A 23689-nucleotide genomic window follows, 5' to 3' on the forward strand; every position below is an offset into this window, starting at 1 on the left:
CTCAACAATAAAGGTGGCTATAAACTACCTTACTGGATTCTGGACAATCTGGCAATTAAATCGCCCGGGATAATTTCTGTTGCTGTAGGGCGGGGGTATGGGTATCAAATAAAAAGGCAATATTTCTAACTAAAAGTCTGCCTAGATTTGTCACCACAATGGAATCATAATTAGACTGAACTAAACCATCAATAATTAAGGGACGCATGGCGATTAATTCCTGGGCAAAGTAGGTGTCAAAATCCAGATGATATTTAGCTTCAATTTGAGATTTATCTAAGTAAAAACTAGACATAATTTGCATAATTACATCTCGTCTGAGCATATCATCTTTACTTAATTTAAACCCTTTACTGACAGGTAAAATTCCTTGATCAATGGCTTGATAATAGTCTTTTAATCGTTTATGGTTTTGAGCATAGGTATCTTCTAACATACTAATAGAAGTTAACCCAAAGCCATATAATTCCGCTTCTGGTTGGGTTGTATACCCTTGAAAATTCCGTTTTAAGGATGAATTTTGTTGAGCGATCGCTAATTCATCATTAGGTTTAGCAAAGTGATCCATGCCAATAAAAACATAGCCATTATCGGTTAATTCTTGGATCGACATTTGCCAAATTTCTAACTTTTCATGGGGTTGGGGTAAGGCAGATTCAGGAATATTTTTCTGTACGGGTTTCATCCAGGGAACATAGGCAAAGTTAAAAATAGCAATCCGATCAGGATCAAGTTTAATGGTCTTTTTAATGGTTTCTTTGAAACTAGATAAAGTTTGATAGGGTAAACCATAAATTAAGTCCACATTCACACTTTCAAACCCAGCTTCCTTAATCCAATCCATGACATCAAATAACAGAGCTTCCGGTTGCACCCTATTAACGGCTTCTTGTACCTGGGGATTAAAGTCTTGAATCCCAAAACTAATCCGATTAAACCCAATTTTTTTCAGGAAAAAGATATAGTTTTTATCAATATATCGCGGATTAATTTCAATCGAAATTTCAGCTTTATCGGCAAAGGTGAACTGTTTATTAATGGTTTCCCATAAATAATCAATTTGTTCTAAAGATAGGTAATTAGGTGTACCTCCGCCCCAATGTAGTTGGGTAACTGGTCGCCGAGTGTCAATAAACTGCGAGGTAAATTCAATTTCTTTTGACAAATATTCGACATAAGTTGTAGCTGCATTTTTACTATTAGAAACAATCACATTACAGCCACAGAAATAACAAGCTGTCTGGCAAAAAGGAATATGAAAATAAAGGGATAAGGGAGATTGGCGTTGATTAGATTCAGTTAGGGAAAATTCCCAATCTAAGGGCGTAAATTCATCTTTTAATTCTGTAGCTGGTGGATAACTGGTATAACGGGGAACTGCATTACCGTATTTTTCAATTAAATCAAAATCAAACGCCACATTGGAAACCGAAAAAACCATTGATTTATTCTCCCTAATTAGTTATAATGGTAGATGGTAAATAGACAAAATTAAACGGTCGCTGGAGTTGGAATTTCTCCTAAATCTCGGAGCATGGCAATATTTAGGACAAAGGCATTATTAGCTTCGGCGACAATTTGATCTTGGAGTTTTTCACTTAAGACTAATTCATTCAATCTTTGGCGATAGAGGTTTTTAAATTCATTGATATCAGAAATTTGATCAAATTCATAAAAACAAATTCCTTGATGTTCTGCTAAATTAAAGACAGATTGGACAATTTTTTTCAAACTTTGTCCTCCAGATAAATCACCCATATAACGAGTATAGGAGTGGGCAATTAATAAGGTGGATTCGGTAACAGAAAGTTCAGTAAGTCGAGAAACATAATCTTGGGCTGCGGGAGAAGCGGTAATATTATCTGGCCAATGTTCTCCATAATAAAAGTTTAAGTCTTTCTCTAAATTGGCTTTGCGGTTGAGTTCAGGGAAATAAATTCTGCTAATATTTGGATGGGTTTGATGGGATTGTAATTCCGCTTCTAATTGGCTATAAACAAAATATAAATTACTCAAAAGTTGACAAAAAGATTCTCTACTAATACCCCCAGATAAAAAGTTTCTCATAAATCCGGTATGTTCGGCATTACTATGAGATTGTTGGGTTCCGATTTTGAGTTTTTCAGCTAAATTAGTCATGGTTTTATGGATAAATAAGATTAAATTTTTCCTAAGACTAAAAACAGGAGAAATGGCAAGCCGAGGTTTGGTTTTCTCCACTTGAATGAATGTATCACTATATCACTGAATGGTTATATGGTCGTTACAATTCTTTACTCACGGGGGAATTTTGGGGAAACCCCTAGACAAAACAAAAATTATATAGTTCAATAACTAGATAGTAATATTTAAGGACTCGCAGCGATGGTAAATACTATCCAAAACCCCGAAACTCAAGGACTGCGCCCCGGTATTAAAAATCCGGTTCAAGAGACGTTGCTGACCCCTCGCTTCTATACGACCGACTTTGACGCGATGGCGAATATGGACTTATCTAGTTGTGAGGAGGAATTTTCGGCGGTTTTAGAGGAGTTGCGGGCGGACTATAACCGTCACCATTTTGTTCGGGATGAACAATTTGACCAAAGTTGGGAACAAATTGACCAGAGAACCCGCCTAGCGTTTGTTGACTTTTTAGAAAGGTCTTGTACCTCTGAATTTTCTGGTTTTTTATTATTTAAAGAGTTATCTCGTCAACTGAAAAATCGCAACGCTTTATTATCAGAAGCGTTTCATTTATTAGCTAGAGATGAAGCTCGTCATGCGGGGTTTATTAATAAGGCGATGTCGGATTTTAATTTATCCTTAGATTTAGGCTATTTAACTAAAAACCGGACTTATACTTTCTTTAAACCGGAGTGGATTATTTTCGCGGTTTATTTATCGGAAAAAATTGGTTATTGGCGCTATATTACGGTGTTTCGTCATTTAGAAAACCATCCCGAACATGAATATTATCCTTTATTCCGCTATTTTGAAAACTGGTGTCAGGATGAAAACCGTCATGGGGATTTCTTTAAGGTTTTATTGCGATCGCAGCCCAATATGTGGCAAACTTGGAAAGGTAGACTGTGGGCAAGGTTTTTCTTATTAACCGTGTTTGCAACCCATACTTTAACCGTGAATGAACGAGAAGATTTTTATGAAACTTTGGGGTTAGATGCAAAGGAATATAATCGTCATGTTGTGCGGAAAACTAATGAAACTTCCCTAAGAGCATTTCCAGAGGTTTTAGATACAGAACACCCGGACTTTTTCCGTCGTTTGGAACAATGTTCTGAGAATAATGTGAAGAATCAAAAAATTAATGCTACCGAAAAACCAAAATTGGTTAAATTCCTATTAAAATTACCCACTAATTGTTCAACTTTGTGGCATTTGCTAAGAATTTATTTAGCTAAACCCATTGATGCCGAAGCATTACGGGCAGAAGTTCATTAATATTTTTACACAAAACTAGGGTTTTATCTATCATGTTAAAACCTTAGTTTTTAATTAAAAATTAATCATGAATTGTGCCATCGGGCATCATCGCCCCATGAAGATTAGTATGGGTTAAAATCGTCCGAGTTAAGTCTGCACTTTGTAAATTAGCACCGGATAAATTCGCCCCGCTAAAATCGGCATAACTTAAATCAGCATCTTTGAAATTCACACCAGTGAGATTAGTATTGTAGCTTTGTTCCGAACTTAAAACTCCTAAACCTGAAACCCCAAAAATAGCGTGACAGAGCTTGGCTTTTTCAAAGTTAGCTTGTTCTAAAATTGCCCCGCTAAAATTAGTATAACTCAAATCTGCCTCAACTAGAATTGCATCGGTTAAATCCGTTTGTTGATTCTGGTTAGGGCGAAAATTAGCTTCAAAAATAATAGCGTGGGAAAGGTTGGCATTTTTTAAATTACATCCCGATAAACAAGCTTTGATGAGTTGAGTTTTTTCTAGGGATGTTTTAATTAATTTTGCTCCGGTTAAATCAGCTTCTCGTAACTGAGCTTGATATAAATTGGCTTCGCTTAAATCAGCCCCCCAAAGAATGGTTTCACTGAGGTTAGCATAGCTAATATTGGCTTTAGAAAGGTTAGCTTTTCCTAATCTTGCTTCCCGTAAATCTGCATAACTTAAATTTGCTCCGGTTAGGTTTAAATTGACTAAATTAGCTTCTTGTAAATCAACATAAGATAAGTCAATATCAGGAAAATTCCGTTCGGCGGCGGCATATCTTAGGAGAAATTCATCAACATTCATGGCAATATTTAGTTAAATCAAGGATTAAAAAAATAAACTAAACAGCAGATTTAATGGCTCGAAGTTGCTCTAACTGTTGGTTTTGTTGCTGCATTTGAGCAACTAGAGATTCACAGACTAAATCACAAACTTCAAATAAAAGTGGATTAGCAATTTCATAATAAACACTAACCCCTTGTTGGGTGCGAGTCACAATTCCAGCTTGGGCTAAAAGTTTTAAATGTTTAGAAACATTTGCCTGTCCTAACCCGGTGGCTTCAATAATTTGGGTAACATTTTTAGCTCCAGATTTTAAACAGCAAATAATTTGTAAGCGACTTACTTCTGATAACACTTTAAAAAAGTCTGCCATTAATGCTAGGGCGGCGGGAGATAATTGTAAATAATCGCAGGTTGAAGTCAGTTGCATGGATTTTAAACTGGGGTTGGTGATGGCTAGGACTCAGTGGCTTTATTGATATTACTTATCTATTATATTACCACATTATCTGATAATTGAAAAATTGTAGGTAGAGACATTTCTGTTAATATCTCTACCCAGGTTTTAATGGAGATTTTCCTGCCGTTTTTTCTCGCTAAGTTGTAGTAAAATATCGGCGTGAACCTCTTTTGTGATCGGATATAAAAAAGTAAAAATCATCCCAATAATTAGGACAATAGTTGGTAAAGGGCCAATAGCAAACCGCACGGCTAACAGAGCCGAGTCCGGTTGAATGGGGGCGGGTTGACCGGGAACTGTGGAAAGAAATCCAGCAATATCTAAGGCTTGTCCGACCAAAAATAAGCCAACGGCTAACCCAATTTTTTGTAATAAAACCATGAAAGAATAGAAAACTCCTTCCCGTCTTTGTCCAGTATTTAATTCATCTAAATCAATGACATCAGGAATCATTGACCAGGGAACTAAATAGGCTGTTGAGACCCCACATCCGGCTAGAATTGCTAGAATATACATTAAGCCAACCTGTCCAGGTTGGAGGAAAAATAAACCCGCTTGGGCAATAATCCATACTCCCATTCCCATAAAATAAACTGACTTTTTCCCATAGCGTTTACTGATAGAACTCCAGACAAATAACATTACTAAAGCTGTTCCTTGAACCGCAATTGCCACCTGGGGAAAAGTTGCTTCCGGCATCTGCATCCAATTCACTACAAAATAGGGTAAAATTGAAGCGGTCAGTTGAACCCCCAACCAGGAACAAAGATAAATTCCAATAACCAATAAAAAGGGTCGATTACTAAAGGCAATTTTGATTTGTTCAGCAATCGGAATACTATCGGAATTATCCTGATTGTCTGCTACAGAATGTCCCGCCCATACCCGCTTTCGAGTTCCCAAAAAACACCAAAATAGGGGGAAAATTGATAGAATTGCACAAACTGCCCCTAAAATTAAATATTTTTGATAGGGAGAATCGGGGAAAAAACTAAAAATAATTTGTGCTAAAATCAACGAAAAAATACTACCACTGATAGAAAAAGAAAAGCGAAAACTATTGAGACTGGTACGTTCGTTATAATCTGATGTTAATTCAGGAGTTAGGGCAGTGTAAGGTAAATTAACGGCGGTGTAAGCGGTATTAAATAAAATCCCAATAATTACATAATACCAAAACAAAAACCATTGATTATTACTCGGAACAATCCACTGTAAAAAGAACAGAATCCCAAAGGGAACTGCCCCAAAAACCATCCAAGGATAGCGCCTTCCCCAAGGGTGAACTGTGCGATCGCTTAATACTCCCACAATCGGATCATTAATCGCATCCCAAATTTTTCCGACCATTAATACACTTCCGGCTAATCCGGCAGGTAAACCCGCAACATTAGTCAGAAAAACCAAAACAAAAAATACAGAAATATTAGCAGTAATTGCTGGGCCTAAATCTCCAGCACCAAAGGCTAATTTTGTCGATAAATTTAGCTTTTCTGGAGGAGAAATAGTTGGAGAAGGAGTGGAGTTCATGTTGATTAATATTAAAGAGTATTGTCAGCTTAGAACCAAAACCCGACGGCTAACAATAGGATATCTTAAAATGATAAGCTGATTGAATCACAAATAATTAGGGAGAAGTCAAACTATGGCTGCTTTAGGCGATCGCTTTAATCGGATGATCGGGAAAACTCGATTTGTCGTCAGTCGTTTGTTTCTGCATTTAGGAGGAGATCAGGTCGCTCCCCTGTTGGGAATACTCAACCGAGCCGCCAGAGATGTTATTGATGCCGAGGGAGACTTGCAGGTAACAGGAAAGGCGTTAGTAGAAGTCTGCCAAGGTCTGCTTCAGTATGATACTTATTGGCAGTCAGGATCGAATGAAGGGGATGTGGTTTGGAGTGAGGGGGAGGCGGCGGACTACTTTAACGAACTATTTACGGATTCTGGACAACGATATTTGAGTCAACCGGATTTATCTCAACCCCTTGATGAAAGTCAATACCTATCTGTGCCAATTACCCACAATTTAATTGTGATGATTACAATAGTAAGTGAAGGGGAAGTTCCCGATTTAGAAACGGATTTAGCAAGTTTGGATGCGATGAATCTTGGGTTAAAAGCAATTATTAATCTGCATTATCAACACAGACTCCGAGGGATTCAAGTGCATTTTTCCCCGGCTGTTTTAGGAGATGAATTAACCAGTGATCAATTATTAGAGAACTTTCCCGAACTCATCCCCCTTTAAGGAATAGTATCGGTTGATATTGAAATCAAAAAACAGTGATCAATTCAGATTTTTCTTGTTAGAATAGGAGATATAAATGTTGAAAAAAGTTAATTGGTTTATGTGGAAAAAATTCTTAATTCTGTTGATTTCGGTAACATTTTGTTGGACAACAGTTGCTTGTGGGTCTGCAACTACTTCATCGAATACCCAACAATCCACTCGCACCACATCGGCGCCCCAAAATCAAGTTATTGAGGGTAAATATCCCGTTCAGCAAGCCCAATATAATGACGTCGATGGGGAGTATACCCTCATGTTATTAAATACTCCGGCGGGTAAATCTGCTACCTACCGGACAACAGATTTACAAATGGCGCAATTAAGCGATGAACAAATTAAAGCCGGAGAAAAAAGTACCTTAAATATTACCAATGGTCAACCCGTTTTGTATTTAACCGAAGACTTTCGCATCGAATATGTTCATAACGTTACCGAAACTCAAACCAACCCCGCCACAGGTCAACCGCAAACCGTTGTCGTGCGACAAGAATCGAGTTTCTGGACACCTTTTGCCGCCTCTTTGGCCGGAAGTGCAATCGCTAATAGCTTATTTGCCCCCCGCTATTATGTCCCTCCCATGTATCAACCTGGCCGTGTGATGACCGGATATGGCGGTTACGGTTCCAATTATAATCAAGCTGTCAACGACTATCGGACTCGATACAATACTCCCCCGGCGGCAGTAAAAAATAGTACCACCCTACGCACTACCGGAAATATCCGTAACTCCAACCCAAATTCCTCCGGTAAGCGTCCCGCCTCCCCCAATTCCAGCCGTTCAACGGGTTCAGGGTTCGGAGCAACGGATTTACGCACCTCCCCGAATAAAGGTTCAACCCAACAACGCAAACCCAGTTTCGGCAGTGGTTCTAGCAGTCGTTCCTACTCTGGAAGTGGCAGCAGAAGACGCCGTTAAAACCGTAGTGAGCCCTTCAGGGCTCCTTCTTCCTTGGTAATTAAATTACGGATAATGGATTAAACCCCTGAAATTATCACCATTTGATTCAAAATCACTACAACTGATAGAGTTGGATTTAGAAAAAGCGATCGCTTCTTTGGAAGAAAGCCAACCTGCGAGGAAAGTTAAATTGAGTATTCACCCTTTAGAATTTAAACTAATATCAAATCCCAATCAGCAGGATATAATTACCTCTGAAAAAGATTGGCACAACACAATTATTTTAGGTGATTGCTCAAAGGTTTTGCAGCAAATTCCTTCTAATATAGCCGATCTGATTGTAACATCTCCTCCCTATGCAGATAGCCGGAAAAAAACCTATGGCGGGATTAATCCAGATGATTATGTCCAATGGTTTCTTCCCATTTCTAAAGAACTGTACAGAGTTTTAAAAGAAGATGGAACCTTTATTATTAATATCAAAGAAAAAGTTGTTAATGGAGAAAGGCATAACTACGTTATTAAGTTAATTTTAGAAATGCAACAACAAGGATGGTTATGGACAGAAGAATATATTTGGCATAAAAAGAATAGCTATCCTGGTAAATGGCCTAATCGTTTTCGTGATGCTTGGGAACGTTGTCTACAGTTTAATAAGCAGAAAAAATTCAAAATGTATCAAGAAAGGGTTATGGTTCCGATGGGAGATTGGGCTAAAACTCGCTTAAAAAATTTGAGTGAAATTGATCAAATACGGGATAATTCTAAAGTCGAAAGTGGATTTGGCAAAAATGTCTCTAATTGGTTAGGACGGACAATGGTTTATCCTACCAATGTTTTACATTTAGCAACGGAATGCAGCAATAAAAGTCACAGTGCTACATTTCCTAAATCTCTGCCTTCCTGGTTTATTCAATTATTTACAGAACCAGAAGATATAGTTTTTGATCCCTTTTTGGGTTCGGGAACAACTGCGATGGTAGCGAAAGAGTTAGGTAGACGTTATATTGGTATTGAGATTAAAGAAGAATATTATCAGAGGGCTTTAATTAATATAGAAAAAACCCTATTTAATTGTCAAAATCAAAGTTTTTCTGGGATTAATCAAACACAAGAAGTTAATAATTTAGCCATGAGCGAATCGAATCATCAAATTTATTCTAAATATCTAATTGAGAATGTTTTGAACCCATTTTATGACAAACGATTTGAAAAGTTGAGACAACTTCAGATTAGAGATATTATTAAGCGTAAAAATCCTTATTTGTTTAAGGCTAAAAATATTGAATTGGCAGGAGAATTTGTAAAAAGTATTGTCGATGCTTTTCTATCTTCCCAAGAAGAAACGATTTTCGGAAATTTATTAGAAGGTTTTGCTATATATATCTCAGAAACACTATATGGAGGAGTCAAATGGATTAAATTAGTTGATTATGTTTGAAAGCGAGAAGATGTAAAATTAGAATCAGTAGAAGCACAGTTGTCTTTAGATTTAGAATTAGAAGAATCTTCTGATTTAGAAGAATAAGCGATCTATTGCTAATTTTTATTATTCATATAGCCAAACAAAAATAGCGAATCGACTTAACCTATTATTAACTTAAAAATATATTTTTGCTGGGTCATAATTCATGTTAAAATGACTCTCTGGTTAACAAAAATAGCACAATAGAAGCAGATTGAAGAAGAATTATTGAGAACCGACTATGAGTGATTCCAAAACAGAACCTTTAATGATCCTCAAAGGCGTTGGTAAATCCTATCAACAGCCCAATGGTCAAGAAATTCCGATTCTCAATAACATTAACTTAGAATTGCGCCGGGGCGAAATCATCGCTTTATTAGGGCCTTCTGGTTCAGGAAAATCCACCTTAATGCGAATAATTGCCGGGTTAATTTATCCAACCCAAGGACAAGTCCTCTGTCATGGAAAACCATTAATTGGAATTAATCCCGGGGTAGCAATTGTCTTCCAAAGTTTTGCCCTTTACCCTTGGTTAACGGTTTTAGAAAATGTCGAATTAGGATTAAAAGCCGGGGGATTTCCTGTAGACTGGCGACAACAAAAAGCCCTAAAAATGATCGATATTATTGGTTTAGATGGATTTGAAAATGCTTATCCCAAAGAACTATCAGGGGGAATGCGACAACGGGTTGGATTTGCTAGGGCTTTAGCCGTTGAACCGGAATTATTATGTATGGATGAACCTTTCTCCGCTTTAGATGTTTTAACCGCAGAAAACTTGCGAATTGAACTGTTAGATTTGTGGTTAGAAAAACGTATTCCTACCCAAGCAATTTTAATTGTAACTCATGGGATTGAAGAAGCGATCACCTTAGCGGATCGGGTGATTGTTTTAGGTAGAAATCCTGGGCGAATTCGGGCAAATTTATCAATTAAATTAAGTCATTATCGCGATCGCAAAAGTGCAAGTTTCCAAGCCTTAGTCGATCAAGTTTATAAAATTCTCACCAACCCAGAATTAGAAACCATAGAACCTCAAACAACCGTTAAAAATACTCTGAATAAATATCAATCTTTACCCTACGTCCGCATTGGTTCTATTGCGGGTTTATTAGAACTCTTAGAAGATCGACAAAATCCTGATTTATATCGTTTAGGGCAAGAACTGCAACTGGATGTTGATGATTTACTCCCCATTTTAGAAGCCGCAAAATTTATGGATTTAATCGAAATTCGAGAAGGAGATTTTAACCTAAAACCAATCGCCCTAGAGTTTATTCAGGGAAATATTGACCAGCGAAAACAAATTATTCGTCAACAATTACTGAGTCATATTCGCCTAGTTCAACAAATCTATACCCTTTGTCAATCTAAACAAAATCGTCGTATTCCCGAAGATTTAGTCTTAGATGTTCTGAATAATCATTTTAGTCCTAAAGAAGCGCAACGACAGTTAAATACAGCCATTGACTGGGGACGTTATGCAGAACTTTATGCCTATGATGAACCCAGTGGGGAAATCTTTTTAGAAACATCTGATTTTAGTTCAATAACACCGGAGGTATAAACTATATGACTCGTTCTCTTACCCCTAAAAATCAAACCTTAGATCGCTCTCGTTTAACATGGCAAGATGGCTTATTAATTCTAGCAGTTATTACTGTACTTTTAGTAATTGTTCGCACGGCTTCCCAATTAACCGGAGATTATCAACCCGATGTCATCATCTCCACTGATTTAGATCAACTTCCAAGTTATACCGCCCAAACATTATTAAGGATGGGAGCAGCTTATTTTTTATCCTTAATTTTTAGTTTAGTTTATGCCTATTCTGCTTATCGTTTTCCCTTGGCGGCTAAAGTTTTAATTCCCTTATTAGATATTTTACAATCCATTCCAGTTTTATCATTTTTACCTGGGGTTGTACTCGCTTTAATTGCCCTGTTTCCCGGTCAAAGAATTGGAATTGAACTGGCAGCTATTCTGTTAATTTTTACGGGAATGACTTGGAATTTAGTCTTTAGTTTCTATCAATCTTTATCGAGTATTCCTAAAGAATTATTGGAAGTAGCAAAAGTCTATCATCTCAATTCTTGGCAACGGTTTTGGTCAGTGGAATTACCATCGGGAATCTTAGGATTAGTTTGGAATAGTGTGATGTCCGTTGCCGGAGGATGGTTTTTTTTGATGGCAATTGAATCCTTTACCTTAGGCGATCGCAGTTTTCGCCTTCCCGGTTTAGGATCATTTTTAGCTCAGGCTTCTGATCAAGGTGATTTTATTGCTATTGCTTGGGGAGTAGCAGTTTTAATTGGAATTATTATTCTTCTAGATTTTTTGGTCTGGAAACCATTAATTGCTTGGGCAGAAAAATTCAAGTTAGAAACCGTTGAATCCCAAAATATTCCCCAATCAATTGTATTAGATTTCCTGCGACGTTCTCCTACTTGGCGAATTGTAACCGAACGTTTTGGGCAGCTTTGGTCAGATAAAATTTCTCAGCGCATCGTCAAAGCTAATCCCACCTCCACCCCAGTTTTACCATCAAAATCCGATCAAAATTGGTGGAGTCGGATATTTTTAACTGGGTTTGGATTTATGGTTTTATGGGGAACTTGGGAAGGAGTTATATTATTACAAAAACTAGATTTTCAAGACTGGAAACAAGTGATTACCGGAGCTATTTTAACCGCTTTACGGGTTATTATCGCCTTATTTTTATCCTTATTATGGACTGTACCTGTGGGAGTTGCTATTGGCCGAAATCCTCGACTAGCCCAAACTTTACAACCCTTAGTTCAAATTGCTGCATCAGTTCCAGCAACAGCTTTATTTCCCGTCTTATTACTATTTTTAGCGCGTTTAGGAGGAGGTTTACAAATCGGTTCTGTGGCGCTGATGATGTTAGGAACAATGTGGTATATCTTATTTAATGTAATTGCCGGGGCGCAGGCAATTCCCTCAGAGTTATTTGAAGCAGCTAGTATTTATAAACTCTCGTTAGTGCTGCGATGGCAAACTGTGATTTTACCCGGAATTTTTCCCTATTTAATTACAGGGATGATTACGGCCGTTGGTGGGGCGTGGAATGCCAGTATTGTTAGCGAATATGTTCAGTTTCAAAACCAAACTTTAATCACACCAGGGTTAGGATCACTAATTTCTCAAGCAACAGAAACAGGTAACTATCCTCTGTTGTTTGCTTCTACGGCTGTGATGTCATTATTAGTAGTCTTAACCAACCGTTTAATCTGGCGAAAATTATATCAATTTGCTCGTTCAAAATACCAACTGTTGTAATATAACTCCATTTCCCCGTAGTGAGGCGTTCACGCCTTATCTTTATCTTTGAGTAAGATATGAATTAAGTTATGTTAACTAAATTATACACATATTATCCCATTTGCCACAAGCAGATAAGTTGCCAGAATAATCAACAAGATTCCTTTACAAATTCTGGGTTTGATCAGAACTTTGTGAAGATTTGGTCAGATGATCCCGATGGGATGTCACAGTTTCCTTACCATTACTATGACTATTTCCATTATAATGAGATCCGTTGTCTGTATTCGGCGCGACATTTTCTAAATTTTGGCGTTGAGAATTATGCCCCATCAAACGAGATTGGATACTGGTGGCAATCACATAAAAAACCGGAATAATATACAGACTCAAAAATGTAGAAACAAACATTCCACCCATCACCGCCATGCCAATTGCGACCCGACTCGCGGCTCCTGCCCCCGTCGCAAAAGCCAGAGGCATTACCCCTAAAATAGTAGATAATGCCGTCATCATAATTGGTCGAAATCGTAAGCGACAGGCTTCAATTGCCGCCTGTTGAATTGATAATCCCTGTTCTCGTAATTGATTGGCAAATTCCACAATTAAAATAGAGTTTTTTGTCGATAATCCTATCAACATAATTAACCCAATCCGACTAAAAGCATTTAACTCTAATTGTGCTATCCACAGAGCACCAAATGCTCCTAATAAAGACAGAGGAACCGCTAATAGAATAATCACCGGGTCAATATAACTTTCAAATTGGGCGGCTAAGGTCAGAAAAATAAAAACTAAGGCGAGGGCGAAAATAAAATTAGTCGATTGACCCGCTTCTTTAAATTCTAAAGACTCCCCAGAAAAAGAGGTTCGCATTTCAGGGGGTAGAATATCTTTGGCTAAATTTTCTAAGGCATTTAAAGCGACTCCTAAACTAACTCCCTGGGCCGGACTTCCTTCTAAAGTTGCAGAACGAAAGCGATTAAAATGGTTAATTTGAGGGGGTGTTGTCGCGGTAGAAATCGTAACTAAATTACTCAAAGCAATCATTTCTCCCTGTTGGGAACGCACATATAATTGCTTTAAATCCTCTGGATTTGAGCGATATTTTTCCTCAGCACGAACCACAACTTCATAGCGTTGATTTCCCTGATTAAAATTAGTAATTTCCTGACCGCCAACCAAAATTTGTAAGGTTCGGGCAATATCCTGTACAGAAACTCCTAAATTTCCTGCTTGAGAACGATCTACACTAATAGTTAATTCCGGTTTATTCAGTTTCAAATTAGTATCAATATTAACTAATTCAGGTAAATCCCTAGCGCGAATTACAAAGTCTTGAGAAACTTGTGCCAATTGTTCTAAATCATTACCTTGTAAGACAAATTGTATGGGTTGACCTTGACCGCCTCCGGGTAATCCCCCTGGATTTGTAGCGAAGACTAAAGCATCAGTAATTGTTGAAAATTTACCCAATAATTTCTTCACCAAAGATTGTTGAGATTGTTCAGGTTTCGGGCGTTCAGACCAAGGTTTTAAACGAGCAAAAGAGAATCCTGTATTAGCTTGAGATGCCCCTCGACTAGAACCTGCGATCGCAAAATAACTGGTAATTTCCGAAACTTGACTGAAGATATTTTCAACCTGTTTAACCACTCGATTAGTATAGTTAATACTAACCCCTTCTGGAGCCGTAATCGGAGTAAAAATTCGACCTCGATCTTCACTGGGCAAAAAGCCTTGAGGTAACTGTAAAAACAACCAAACAGTTAATCCTAAACTGGCAATAAATCCTAAAATAACGACGGGTTTAGTTGCCATTAATAGCCGTAATGTCCAACCATAAATAGCCGTAGTTTTATTCAAAACCCATTCAAATAAATCCAGGGGGAAAAATAGGATTTTCATTAATCCTTGGGGCTTAGTTTCATGACGTAGTAAACGGGCGGAAAGAGGAGGAGCTAAAGTTAAGGCAACGATACTGGAAAAAACCACAGAAGCAGCTAAAGTTAAGGCAAATTCATTAAATAATCGTCCACTGGTTCCCCCTGCAAAGGCGACGGGAACAAATACTGCTACTAAAACAACCGTTGTGGCAATCACCGCAAATACCACCTCTCCAACGGCCGCGTATGTCGCTGGAAAGGCATCTAGCCGTTTTTCTTCCATATAACGGATGATATTTTCTAAGACCACAATCGTATCATCTACGACTAAACCCGTGGCTAAAGTTAAGGCAAATAGTGTTAAGGTATTAATCGAAAATCCCATGAAAAACATCACACTAAATGCCCCAATTAAAGAAATGGGAATCGTAATGGCTGGAATTAAAGTGGCTCTCCAATTTCTCAAGAATAAAAAGATAATTAAAACCACCAGTCCAATCGAAATTAACAGACTGATCCAAACTTCTTCAATCGCAAGTTCTACAAACTCAGAATAATCTACCGCAATTTCATAGCTGAGTCCTTCAGGAAAACTTTTTTTGAGTTCCGCTAATTTAGCTTTAATTCCGTGGGCAACTTCAATTAAATTCGCATCGGCAAGTTTACTAATTCCTAATCCCACCGCAGGATTTCCATTGAAACGGGCAATTACCCGATCATCTTTTGCCCCAATTTCTGCCCTTCCAATATCTCTAATTTTAACTTGCGAGCCATTATCATTACGCTTAATAATTAAGTCTTCATAATCTTGGGGAGTTTCCAGTCTTCCCAAAGTTCTTACGGGATATTCTGTTTCTTTTCCTTCAATTCGACCACTGGGAATTTCAATATTTTGTCGTCTTAGGGCTTGTTCAACATCTAAAGCGGTAATTTGACGGGCTGCCATTTTCAGGGTATCTAACCATAATCGCATGGCATAACGGCGTTCTCCTGAAATAGAAACACTATTAACACCATCAACAGTTTCTAAAGAATTTTTAATATAAAGATCTGCGTAATTACTTAACTCTAAAGCTGATAAAGTTTGACTAAAAAAGGCGATCCATAAAATTCGTTCATCATCTCCAGATCGTTTTTCTACTACTGGAATATCAACATCATCGGGTAATCTTCCTGCCCCTCTAGCCACCCGACTTCTAACTTCTTGGGCGGCTACTTCTAAATCTCGATTTAATTGAAATTGAACAGAAATAGAACTGCTACCTTCTCGACTACTGGAAGTTAAGGTTTTAATCCCAGCAATACCGTTAATTTGTGCTTCTAAAATCTCCGTAACTTCTGTTTCTACTACTTGGGGACTAGCCCCCGGATAGCTGGTTGACACCGTAACAATAGGCGGATCAATTTTAGGATATTCTTGCACCGGAAGCCGAGTAAAACCGACTATTCCTAAAATAATAATTAGCAATGAACAAACCGAAGCAAAAACAGGTCTTTTAATGAAAAAATGAGTAAACATATTAAATTAATAATTGTAGTAAGCCCTTCAGGGCTTCAATCCCCAGTAAATATCCCAATTTAACGTTTACCCTTGGAACTCTGATCAGAATTAGCAGGTAAAATATTAATCGCGGCACCATCGGATAGTTTTTGTGTACCAGAAATAATCAATTTCTGTCCGGGTCTAAGTCCTTCTAAAATTTCCGCCCGATCATCTTGAATTAAACCTAATTTAATCGGTTGTTTTTTAGCAGTTAATTTTTCTTCCCCTTCCGCAATAAATACAAATCGCTGATCACCTTGAAATTTAACAGCAGTCATCGGAATTACCACAGCATTTAGTTTTTGTTTCCAAACTACTTCAGCCCGCACAAATTGACCATCTTTAAATAATCCTTGACTATTATCAAAACTAGCCTTTGCTAAAATAGTTTGGGAGTCTTGATTTACTGAAGGAGAGATGAAACTAATGCGTCCGGTGGCTAATACTTTTCCCTGAGCATCTACCATTTTTACCGATAATCCTAACTTTAAATCCTCTTTACGTTCTAGGGCTATGGGTAAACGCAATTCTAACTGATCATTCGCGGTTAAACGGGTGAGGATATCTCCTTTACTAACATAATCTCCAACTTTAATTTCTACATCGCCAACTACTCCGGTAAACGGTGCTAAAACGGCTGTTTCTTGTAAATCTAATTCAATATTGCGAACCTGAGCAGCCGCTTCAGCAACCTGGGCTTCCGCCTGTTGAATTTCTTGAATTCGAGTGCCATTTTCTAATTGGTTTAAAGCCTGTTTTTCCTGTTCAACAACGGCTTTACGGAGATTAATTTCTGATTGTCGATTTTTTTGTAATTGTTCTAAACGGCGTTTAGCCGCTTGTAAATTTGCATTAGCACTGTTTTTTTGAGCGGATAAAGCATCAAATTGATCTTGAGAAATTGCCCCTGATTCGCTTAAATCTTTAAAGCGATTGACCCTATTTTGAGCTAATTCAGCATCGGATTGAATCGAATCAATTTGAGATGTGGCTTGATTAATTTCTGCTAATAAACTCCCCGATTCGGCATCAGCTAATCTGGCTTTTGCTTCGGCTAATTTTGCCCTTCCCTGAGCAATTTCTTCAGGACGACTTCCGGCTTGTAATTCTGATAAACGAGCCTGATTTCTAACTAAATTAGCTTTAGCTTGATTTAAACTCGATTCTACACTATCACTTTTGAGGCGAGCGATCGTTTCTTCCTGTTGAATCACTTGCCCCGAACGCACTAAAATCTGAGTAATTCTACCTTCGATTTCTGGCTTAATATCTACCGCCCGTTGTGCCTCTAATGTGCCTACAAAATCAGAGGTTTCTTCAAATTTAAAAGTTTCTACCGCAGCGATTTTAACTGTATTTCCCCTGGGCTTATTAGCTTTTTCTGACTTTGGATTATCCTCATTTTTAGGCGTGCTTTGCCACCATTGTCCTCCAACAAAACCAATCCCCAATGCCATTGAAATAATAAGTAGAATTTGGAACCATCCCGTTTTAGAATTTGATGGTTGTGGGGTAATTTTTATGGGTAAAGATTCAGCAAGAAAATCAGTTTTTTCTCGGTAGTTTTCTTGCTGAATCCATTCTTGATCCTGTTTTTTCACGTTAGATTTTGGGGATTGCAAATTAGACATGGTTCAGCCAAAATTAAGGTCATTTTTATCAGAGTAAAATAGCGATCAAATTGAGACTAAATTAGAGTTTAATCTAAAGCTACAATATATTAAGATCGGTCTATATCTTTCTCGAGATAGATTAGGATTGTCATATTTAGAAACCTTTTCACCATCGGTAACTGAATATCTTACTACATAATACTGAAAAAAGATGGGGTCAACGTAGGTACGGAGTTGACCTGTCTTTCATACCACCGCTCACCTGGGTACAGGTAGATCGGGGGACTTCCCGGCGGTGTAAGTTAAATGGTTTTTATTGTAAACTATTGTTTTTGGACAATAGGATTATATTTGAGTTTAGCATCTTTGCGCCTAAATTCTTTCAAAGTAAAGAGGTAAAATAAGGATCGAACAAGTATCTAAGATGAAAAATGGAAACTAACACAACGAGCGAATTCAGTCTCACCGCCGAACAACACCGTTTAAAAATGCAACGGCGCAAGGAAGTTCAGGATCAACGAGTAGCCGAACGGAATCAAACTAAAGGATTAATTATTGTTAATACTGGAAACGGAAAGGGAAAAACCACTGCCGCTTTAGGGATGGTGTTAAGGTCTTTGGGTCATGGCTATCGGGTCGCTATTATTCAGTTTATTAAAGGTGCTTGGGAACCCGCAGAAAAGGCAGTTTTTAGTAAATGGCCGGAACAATTAGAATTTCATGCGTTAGGGGAGGGATTTACTTGGGAAACTCAAGACCGAGATCGAGATATTGAAAAAACCCGGGAGGCTTGGAATTTAGCCCTAACTTTTATTGGAAATTCTGAGTTTAAATTGATTTTACTGGATGAAATTAATATTGCTATAAAACTAGGTTATTTACCCGTTGAAGAAGTTCTCGCTGGACTTGAAAAAAAAGCTGAGGATACCCATATTATTTTAACAGGTCGAGGTGCTCCCCAGACTTTAATTGAACAAGCAGATCTGGTGACAGAAATGTCTTTAATTAAACATCCTTTTCGAGAACAAGGTATTAAGGCTCAACCCGGAATAGAATTTTAAATATCTATTTAATATTGCTTGAATTAGTTTCATTCCTAGGGGCGGGTTTATCTCAATTGAGATAATTAAGAAAGATTTGATTGAGTCCTGAAGGACTCACTACTTGAGAGAGCAGGGTTGATTGATTGCTTTTTTTAAGATAGTTTTGTACTCTTTATTTTTAATAATATAAGAGCCAAATCTTTCTAGGTGAGGGTTATTCATTTGAGCATCAAATAAAATAAACTCTTTCTGTCTTAACCGTTCAACTAACTTTACCATTGCTACCTTGGAACCATCGGGGATTCTAAAAAACATGGATTCCCCAATGAAAGCTCCACCAATCACAATTCCTAAGATGCCTCCGGCTAATTCATCTCCTTGCCAAGTTTCAAAACTATAGGCAAATCCAGCTTCGTTTAAGGCATGATAAATTTCTTTTAATTCTGAAGAAATCCAAGTTTCTTCTCGATTTGCACAACCTTCTACAACGCTAGTAAAATCTCGATTAATGGCGACGGTAAACCGATTTTGATTCAAAACCCGTTGCAAAGAACTGGGATAGCGAAATCGTTGATCGAGGGGAATTAGGGCCCGTTCTCGACTAGAATACCATTCCAAGCTATGTTCCCCGTCATTTGCCATCAAAAAGTATCCTACTGCATACCCTTGGATAATTGCGTTGACATCATATTGCATAGGTGACAAACTTTGCTATACTTTGGTTAATATACTAAGGGGTATTGTCTCATCTATGCTAAATCTTAACTCATCTTTTATGTTAGAGAGTACCTTAACAAAACTTCTCAACAAAACCGAGAAAACCTGGGGTTATCTCCAAGTCTATCATAGGGGAGAATTATATTATCTCACCATCCCCGGATACGGAGATGATATTCTAAAATTTAAAGGTAATGATTCCACCTATTCCTATCAATTATATTGGTATAAACGTCCCAATCCTTCAGTTTTTGTAGAGGCAAAAACCGAAAAAACCTATAGAAAAGAAACAAAGACCTACGACAAAGCTAAGAGTTTTCAGGTTTGTTTTAAAAGAGAAGCTAATTCCATTGAATCCTCAATTAATCGGTTATTTGCCGAATTAATTAAAAACAAAATATCAGAGGAATATAAAGGTAAAGATTCTCCGATTATTACCCTAATTCAAGACTAGAACCATCAAATGTTATAGTCAAAAGTCAACCGTGAATATTTAACCGGATATGAATGAACCCATTGCACCCATAACCTTACCCCCCAGTGAGAATTTGCAACAGGAAGGGGAATGGTTAAAACAAACCTTAAATCGTTGGTTGGATGAACAATTTATCCCTGAAGCTGTAAATGAAACTATTGCACAGCGTGTCGCTCAAATTTATGTTCGTCAACGAATGGAAGGGGAAAATGATGTGGGTTCTTTGGTGCTGGCGATTGTGACTGAAATGGAATCTTTTGATTTTTCTAAAAGTTTTTTTGGAGAATTTGCGATCGCTAATGCGGTCAGCGATTTGTTATTAGATAGCTTAGGAATTGAACGCTGTTGTGGACGCTCAATATTCCCAGACTCTCTGGCTTAGTTTAACGACAAGCACCATGTCCTTCCATAGAATGACCGAAAATTCCTGTTTTATGGGGGATGACGGGAAAATTTTGGATATCTGCTTGAATTGTAAAGTTTTCTGACCTACAGATTAATCCCAAAAGGTAGTAAAGTACGGGAAGAGGGTGAGATTGAGCTTGGGGTGGTTGACAGACGAAAGATCCCATCTCGCTATGACAACTTGCAGTAAAAATGGCGATAGAACCAGACTTTACCACCAAAGCATAAACTTTCACAGATTAGATTCCAAGCAGAAATCCTCTGTAAACTTTCAATTTCTCAACTTATTTTATCAATCGGAAAAGCGATCTCTGGTTTTCCGTAATCTCCTTTTAATATCTTGTAGACCCCTTTTAATTAAACCTTAAAATCTTTTTCAATCATGATTAATCCAAATTTTGTTAAACACCAAATTGGAATTAAGTTTTTTACTCATCAAGAGTTATTGGAAATTGCCTTAACTCATCCTGATGCTATTGTAGAAAACCTGGATTTAACGCCCAAGGAAAGGAAACTCAGAACCCTAGAATATTGGGGTATTACTCATTTAGGTTCTAACTTATTTAGCCAAATGGTGAGTGATTATTTATATCTGCACTATTCCCATTTAGGAGAAGCAACCCGGACGCTTTTAAAAAGTGATTTAGTTAGTCCCATGATTTTAGCAAAATTAGCGTTAAAAATCAAGATCGATCAAGGCAGTGATTTGGGAAAAAACTATCCTTTCAAACCGGAGTTTGAACAACAAAAAATATTATCAGAAATGTTTGAAGCATTAGTTGGTGCAGTTTATTTAGAGTGGGATCGAGATTTTGAGAAAACCTATAATTGGTTAGTGAATCAATTTATTGCTAAGGTTGTCAATCAAATTATGATGGATTTATTTCTTGAATTTGTACCAAAGGCGGATTGGGATGCTAATTTTTATCCTTGGTTTGGTTCCAATCATTTAACCTGTCCTTCTCAAAAATCCACATCGCAATTAACCTGTATTTTCTGCTCCTAAAATTATCAATTTGTCAAAATTAATCTTTAAAATAATGGGGTAAGTTGAGAATATTCAGAACAAAATAGCTAATTTTAAAAGCCATCTAAATATTTGACAACTACCCCATAAAAATATCTTTTTTAAAATGTTACTACCGTCCGAATTGATTCTCCTTGTTGCATCAAATCAAAGGCTTCATTGATTTTTTCAATTGGCATGACATGGGTAATTAAATCATCAATATTAATTTTCCCATCCATATACCAATCGACAATTTTAGGTACATCCGTCCGACTTTTTGCCCCACCAAAAGCCGTACCTTTCCAAACCCTTCCGGTCACCAATTGAAACGGCCGGGTACTAATTTCTTCTCCCGCCCCAGCTACACCAATAATAACACTAACTCCCCAACCTTTATGACAACATTCTAGGGCTTGACGCATCACTTTAACATTCCCAATACATTCAAAACTATAATCTGCGCCGCCTTCAGTTAATTCCACTAAATAGGAAACCAAATCCCCTTCAATTTCTTTAGGATTCACAAAATGGGTCATGCCAAATTTCTCAGCAATTGCCTTTTTATTAGAATTAAGATCCACCCCAATAATTTTATTCGCCCCAACCATTTTTGCCCCTTGAATTACATTTAATCCAATGCCTCCTAAGCCAAAAACCACCACATTTGATCCGGGTTCAACTTTAGCCGTATTAATCACCGCACCTATCCCCGTTGTCACCCCACAACCAATATAACAAACCTTATCAAATGGAGCATCTTCTCGAATTTTTGCTAAGGCAATTTCCGGTAAAACCGTATAATTTGAAAAGGTAGAAGTTCCCATATAATGATGAATCATCTGACCGTTTTTAGAAAAACGACTACTACCATCGGGCATTAAACCTTTGCCCTGAGTCCCTCGAATTGCCTGACATAAATTCGTCTTAAAACTTAAACAATATTGACATTGACGACATTCTGGAATATACAAAGGAATAACATGATCTCCGGGTTTAAGACTTTTTACCCCATCACCAACTTCAACCACAATTCCGGCGCCTTCATGACCTAAAATAGCAGGAAATAATCCTTCAGGATCAGCACCGGAAAGGGTATAGGCGTCGGTATGACAAATCCCTGTCGCCTTAATTTCAACTAAGACTTCTCCCTCTTTTGGGCCTTCTAGTTGAATAGTTTCCAGGGTTAAAGGTTTTCCAGCTTCCCAAGCAACAGCAGCTTTAATATCCATAGTTGATCTTTGGTTTTAAGGGATAATATGAACTCTAATTCTTCCACTTTAGAATCAGTTGCCCGTTTTTTCAACTTTCGAGAACTTCAGACTAATTTTAGGATTGAAATTATAGCTGGGGTCACGACTTTTATGACTATGGCTTATATTTTAATTGTCAATCTTGCTATTTTATCCTGTGATTAAATCCTGTCAAGGTAAGTTTCATGAAACCAATATTGCTATGTGGATTTTAGCGGTTATTTTTGTTTTGAAGTTTGTGTTTGTGGGAAAATAAGCATGGGGTATGGCGTGAAGATTGAGAATTTGACAATTTGAAGTAAACACAAAGGCACTAAGACACAAAGAAATGCAGCAGGATATCAGGGGGATTTATGGGAGTTTAGCACCAAAATAGTTTAATTTCCATAAACAACCAGACATAAAATTAGTAAAAATATGGGCTATAATCGGAATTAATAAATTACCTGTGGCGATCGCACTATACCCTAAAATAAACCCCACAACCGTTGCCCAAATCACATAAGGCCATTGTTGAGAACCGCTAAAATGTAGAACCCCAAAAGCAATACTAGAAACAACTAAAGCCAGAGTTCCTAATCCCAAATCCGATAACATTACTCCTCGGAATAATAATTCCTCACTCAGTCCGGGTAATAGGCCTAACCAAATTAAATCCGGCCATAATAAAGGAGTTAAGACTAATTTTAAATAGGTATCGGCACTACGACTATAGGCAGGCCAAATTTTATACATAACAAAACTAGCCATTGTAATCATTAACCCGACACCTAACCCCAACCCTAAACTAATCCAGGTAAAGTTAATCGGTAAAAGGGTGACATGACTCAGATATAACCAAGCTTTAGCGATCGCTAATAATATAATAGCCGTCCCCCCCATGGCTATCAAAACCTGAGTCCGGGTTAAAGATTCGAGTTCAAAATTGTTGGGTGTTTTTTGATCTACCACGCTATTTAAAAATTAATAGGATTTGATACTCCCCAGGGCTGAAGCCACGGGGATTCTTGAATGAATCCGAAAACTCTCAAAGGCGCTATCAAATCACCTCTACACGCTCAAAACAACTACCCTTATAAAAGATATTGCAATTGCGCTTACTTTTAAATTGTGTTTGTTTTCATAGAC

General features: G+C 37.6%; 22 protein-coding genes. 11 read left to right on the forward strand and 11 right to left on the reverse strand.

Going from position 1 to position 23689, the window contains the following annotated elements; translation table 11 throughout:
- Positions 1-55 precede the first annotated feature (55 nt).
- Both hemN and AC559H_RS13095 read right to left on the reverse strand, forming a co-directional pair.
- The gene (hemN, locus tag AC559H_RS13090) at positions 56-1441 is read right to left on the reverse strand and encodes an oxygen-independent coproporphyrinogen III oxidase (protein ID WP_026795585.1); all 1386 of its coding nucleotides are present in this window, start codon (positions 1439-1441) and stop codon (positions 56-58) included.
- 50 nt (positions 1442-1491) lie between these two features.
- Entirely contained in the window at positions 1492-2139 is a 648-nt protein-coding gene (locus AC559H_RS13095; RefSeq protein WP_026795584.1) for a biliverdin-producing heme oxygenase, read from the reverse strand.
- Positions 2140-2364: 225 nt separating this feature from the next.
- Between AC559H_RS13095 and acsF the strand changes: the two genes are divergently transcribed.
- Positions 2365-3441: a magnesium-protoporphyrin IX monomethyl ester (oxidative) cyclase gene (gene acsF / locus AC559H_RS13100; protein WP_026795583.1), complete on the forward strand. Its 1077-nt coding sequence runs from the start codon at positions 2365-2367 to the stop codon at positions 3439-3441.
- A gap of 61 nt (positions 3442-3502) precedes the next feature.
- Here acsF and hetL read toward each other — a convergent pair whose 3' ends face one another.
- The 3 genes from hetL to AC559H_RS13115 all read right to left on the reverse strand — a co-directional run bounded on the left by hetL (position 3503) and on the right by AC559H_RS13115 (position 6215).
- A complete protein-coding gene (gene hetL / locus AC559H_RS13105; protein WP_026785786.1) occupies positions 3503-4246 on the reverse strand; it encodes a heterocyst differentiation pentapeptide repeat protein HetL in 744 nt (247 codons plus the stop codon).
- A 37-nt stretch (positions 4247-4283) separates the two neighbouring features.
- On the reverse strand, positions 4284-4655 hold the full coding sequence (locus AC559H_RS13110) for an ArsR/SmtB family transcription factor (RefSeq protein ID WP_042155991.1): 372 nt from the start codon (positions 4653-4655) through the stop codon (positions 4284-4286).
- A 135-nt stretch (positions 4656-4790) separates the two neighbouring features.
- Positions 4791-6215 (reverse strand): MFS transporter, encoded by a 1425-nt coding sequence (locus AC559H_RS13115; protein WP_026785784.1) that lies wholly within the window; start codon positions 6213-6215, stop codon positions 4791-4793.
- 115 nt (positions 6216-6330) lie between these two features.
- Here AC559H_RS13115 and AC559H_RS13120 point away from each other — a divergent pair, with 115 nt between their 5' ends.
- From AC559H_RS13120 to AC559H_RS13140, 5 genes are all read left to right on the forward strand, one after another.
- Positions 6331-6933, forward strand: coding sequence for a DUF1517 domain-containing protein (locus AC559H_RS13120; protein WP_026795582.1), 603 nt, complete (start codon positions 6331-6333; stop codon positions 6931-6933).
- 76 nt (positions 6934-7009) lie between these two features.
- Positions 7010-7891: a hypothetical protein gene (locus AC559H_RS13125; protein WP_237745549.1), complete on the forward strand. Its 882-nt coding sequence runs from the start codon at positions 7010-7012 to the stop codon at positions 7889-7891.
- Positions 7892-8003: 112 nt separating this feature from the next.
- Entirely contained in the window at positions 8004-9314 is a 1311-nt protein-coding gene (locus AC559H_RS13130) for a PmeII family type II restriction endonuclease (protein ID WP_202806294.1), read from the forward strand.
- Positions 9315-9579: 265 nt separating this feature from the next.
- A complete protein-coding gene (locus AC559H_RS13135) occupies positions 9580-10905 on the forward strand; it encodes an ABC transporter ATP-binding protein (RefSeq protein WP_026785781.1) in 1326 nt (441 codons plus the stop codon).
- 5 nt (positions 10906-10910) lie between these two features.
- Positions 10911-12638, forward strand: coding sequence for an ABC transporter permease (locus AC559H_RS13140; protein ID WP_026795580.1), 1728 nt, complete (start codon positions 10911-10913; stop codon positions 12636-12638).
- Between the two features lie 147 nt (positions 12639-12785).
- Here AC559H_RS13140 and AC559H_RS13145 read toward each other — a convergent pair whose 3' ends face one another.
- Complete coding sequence (locus AC559H_RS13145) at positions 12786-16025, reverse strand: efflux RND transporter permease subunit (RefSeq protein ID WP_071782706.1); 3240 nt, start codon at positions 16023-16025, stop codon at positions 12786-12788.
- 59 nt (positions 16026-16084) lie between these two features.
- Positions 16085-17680, reverse strand: a complete 1596-nt coding sequence (locus AC559H_RS13150) for an efflux RND transporter periplasmic adaptor subunit (RefSeq protein WP_026795579.1) — start codon at positions 17678-17680, stop codon at positions 16085-16087.
- Positions 17681-18093: 413 nt separating this feature from the next.
- On the opposite strand from AC559H_RS13150, the gene cobO reads away from it, so the two are divergent.
- Positions 18094-18723 carry a cob(I)yrinic acid a,c-diamide adenosyltransferase gene (gene cobO, locus AC559H_RS13155; protein WP_026785778.1) on the forward strand — a complete coding sequence of 210 codons (630 nt, stop codon included), beginning with the start codon at positions 18094-18096 and terminating at the stop codon, positions 18721-18723.
- A 99-nt stretch (positions 18724-18822) separates the two neighbouring features.
- On the opposite strand, the gene aat is transcribed toward cobO, so the two are convergent.
- On the reverse strand, positions 18823-19401 hold the full coding sequence (gene aat, locus AC559H_RS13160) for a leucyl/phenylalanyl-tRNA--protein transferase (RefSeq protein ID WP_026785777.1): 579 nt from the start codon (positions 19399-19401) through the stop codon (positions 18823-18825).
- Between the two features lie 55 nt (positions 19402-19456).
- On the opposite strand from aat, the gene AC559H_RS13165 reads away from it, so the two are divergent.
- On the forward strand, positions 19457-19876 hold the full coding sequence (locus tag AC559H_RS13165) for a hypothetical protein (RefSeq protein WP_026785776.1): 420 nt from the start codon (positions 19457-19459) through the stop codon (positions 19874-19876).
- Between the two features lie 49 nt (positions 19877-19925).
- Positions 19926-20279, forward strand: a complete 354-nt coding sequence (locus AC559H_RS13170; protein ID WP_026785775.1) for a DUF8822 family protein — start codon at positions 19926-19928, stop codon at positions 20277-20279.
- Between the two features lies 1 nt (position 20280).
- Here AC559H_RS13170 and AC559H_RS13175 read toward each other — a convergent pair whose 3' ends face one another.
- Positions 20281-20538 (reverse strand): alpha/beta hydrolase, encoded by a 258-nt coding sequence (locus AC559H_RS13175; RefSeq protein ID WP_036831661.1) that lies wholly within the window; start codon positions 20536-20538, stop codon positions 20281-20283.
- 146 nt (positions 20539-20684) lie between these two features.
- On the opposite strand from AC559H_RS13175, the gene AC559H_RS13180 reads away from it, so the two are divergent.
- Positions 20685-21308, forward strand: coding sequence for a ribonuclease III domain-containing protein (locus AC559H_RS13180; RefSeq protein ID WP_026795578.1), 624 nt, complete (start codon positions 20685-20687; stop codon positions 21306-21308).
- Between the two features lie 122 nt (positions 21309-21430).
- On the opposite strand, the gene AC559H_RS13185 is transcribed toward AC559H_RS13180, so the two are convergent.
- The gene (locus tag AC559H_RS13185) at positions 21431-22540 is read right to left on the reverse strand and encodes an S-(hydroxymethyl)glutathione dehydrogenase/class III alcohol dehydrogenase (protein ID WP_026785773.1); all 1110 of its coding nucleotides are present in this window, start codon (positions 22538-22540) and stop codon (positions 21431-21433) included.
- A 27-nt stretch (positions 22541-22567) separates the two neighbouring features.
- Here AC559H_RS13185 and AC559H_RS13190 point away from each other — a divergent pair, with 27 nt between their 5' ends.
- The gene (locus tag AC559H_RS13190) at positions 22568-22726 is read left to right on the forward strand and encodes a hypothetical protein (protein WP_237157179.1); all 159 of its coding nucleotides are present in this window, start codon (positions 22568-22570) and stop codon (positions 22724-22726) included.
- Positions 22727-22912: 186 nt separating this feature from the next.
- On the opposite strand, the gene AC559H_RS13195 is transcribed toward AC559H_RS13190, so the two are convergent.
- The gene (locus AC559H_RS13195) at positions 22913-23512 is read right to left on the reverse strand and encodes a CPBP family intramembrane glutamic endopeptidase (RefSeq protein WP_026785772.1); all 600 of its coding nucleotides are present in this window, start codon (positions 23510-23512) and stop codon (positions 22913-22915) included.
- Between the last annotated feature and the right edge of the window lie 177 nt (positions 23513-23689).

The sequence above is a fragment of the Planktothrix prolifica NIVA-CYA 540 genome (genome assembly GCF_963864145.1).
GTDB classification, from domain to species: Bacteria; Cyanobacteriota; Cyanobacteriia; order Cyanobacteriales; family Microcoleaceae; genus Planktothrix; species Planktothrix agardhii.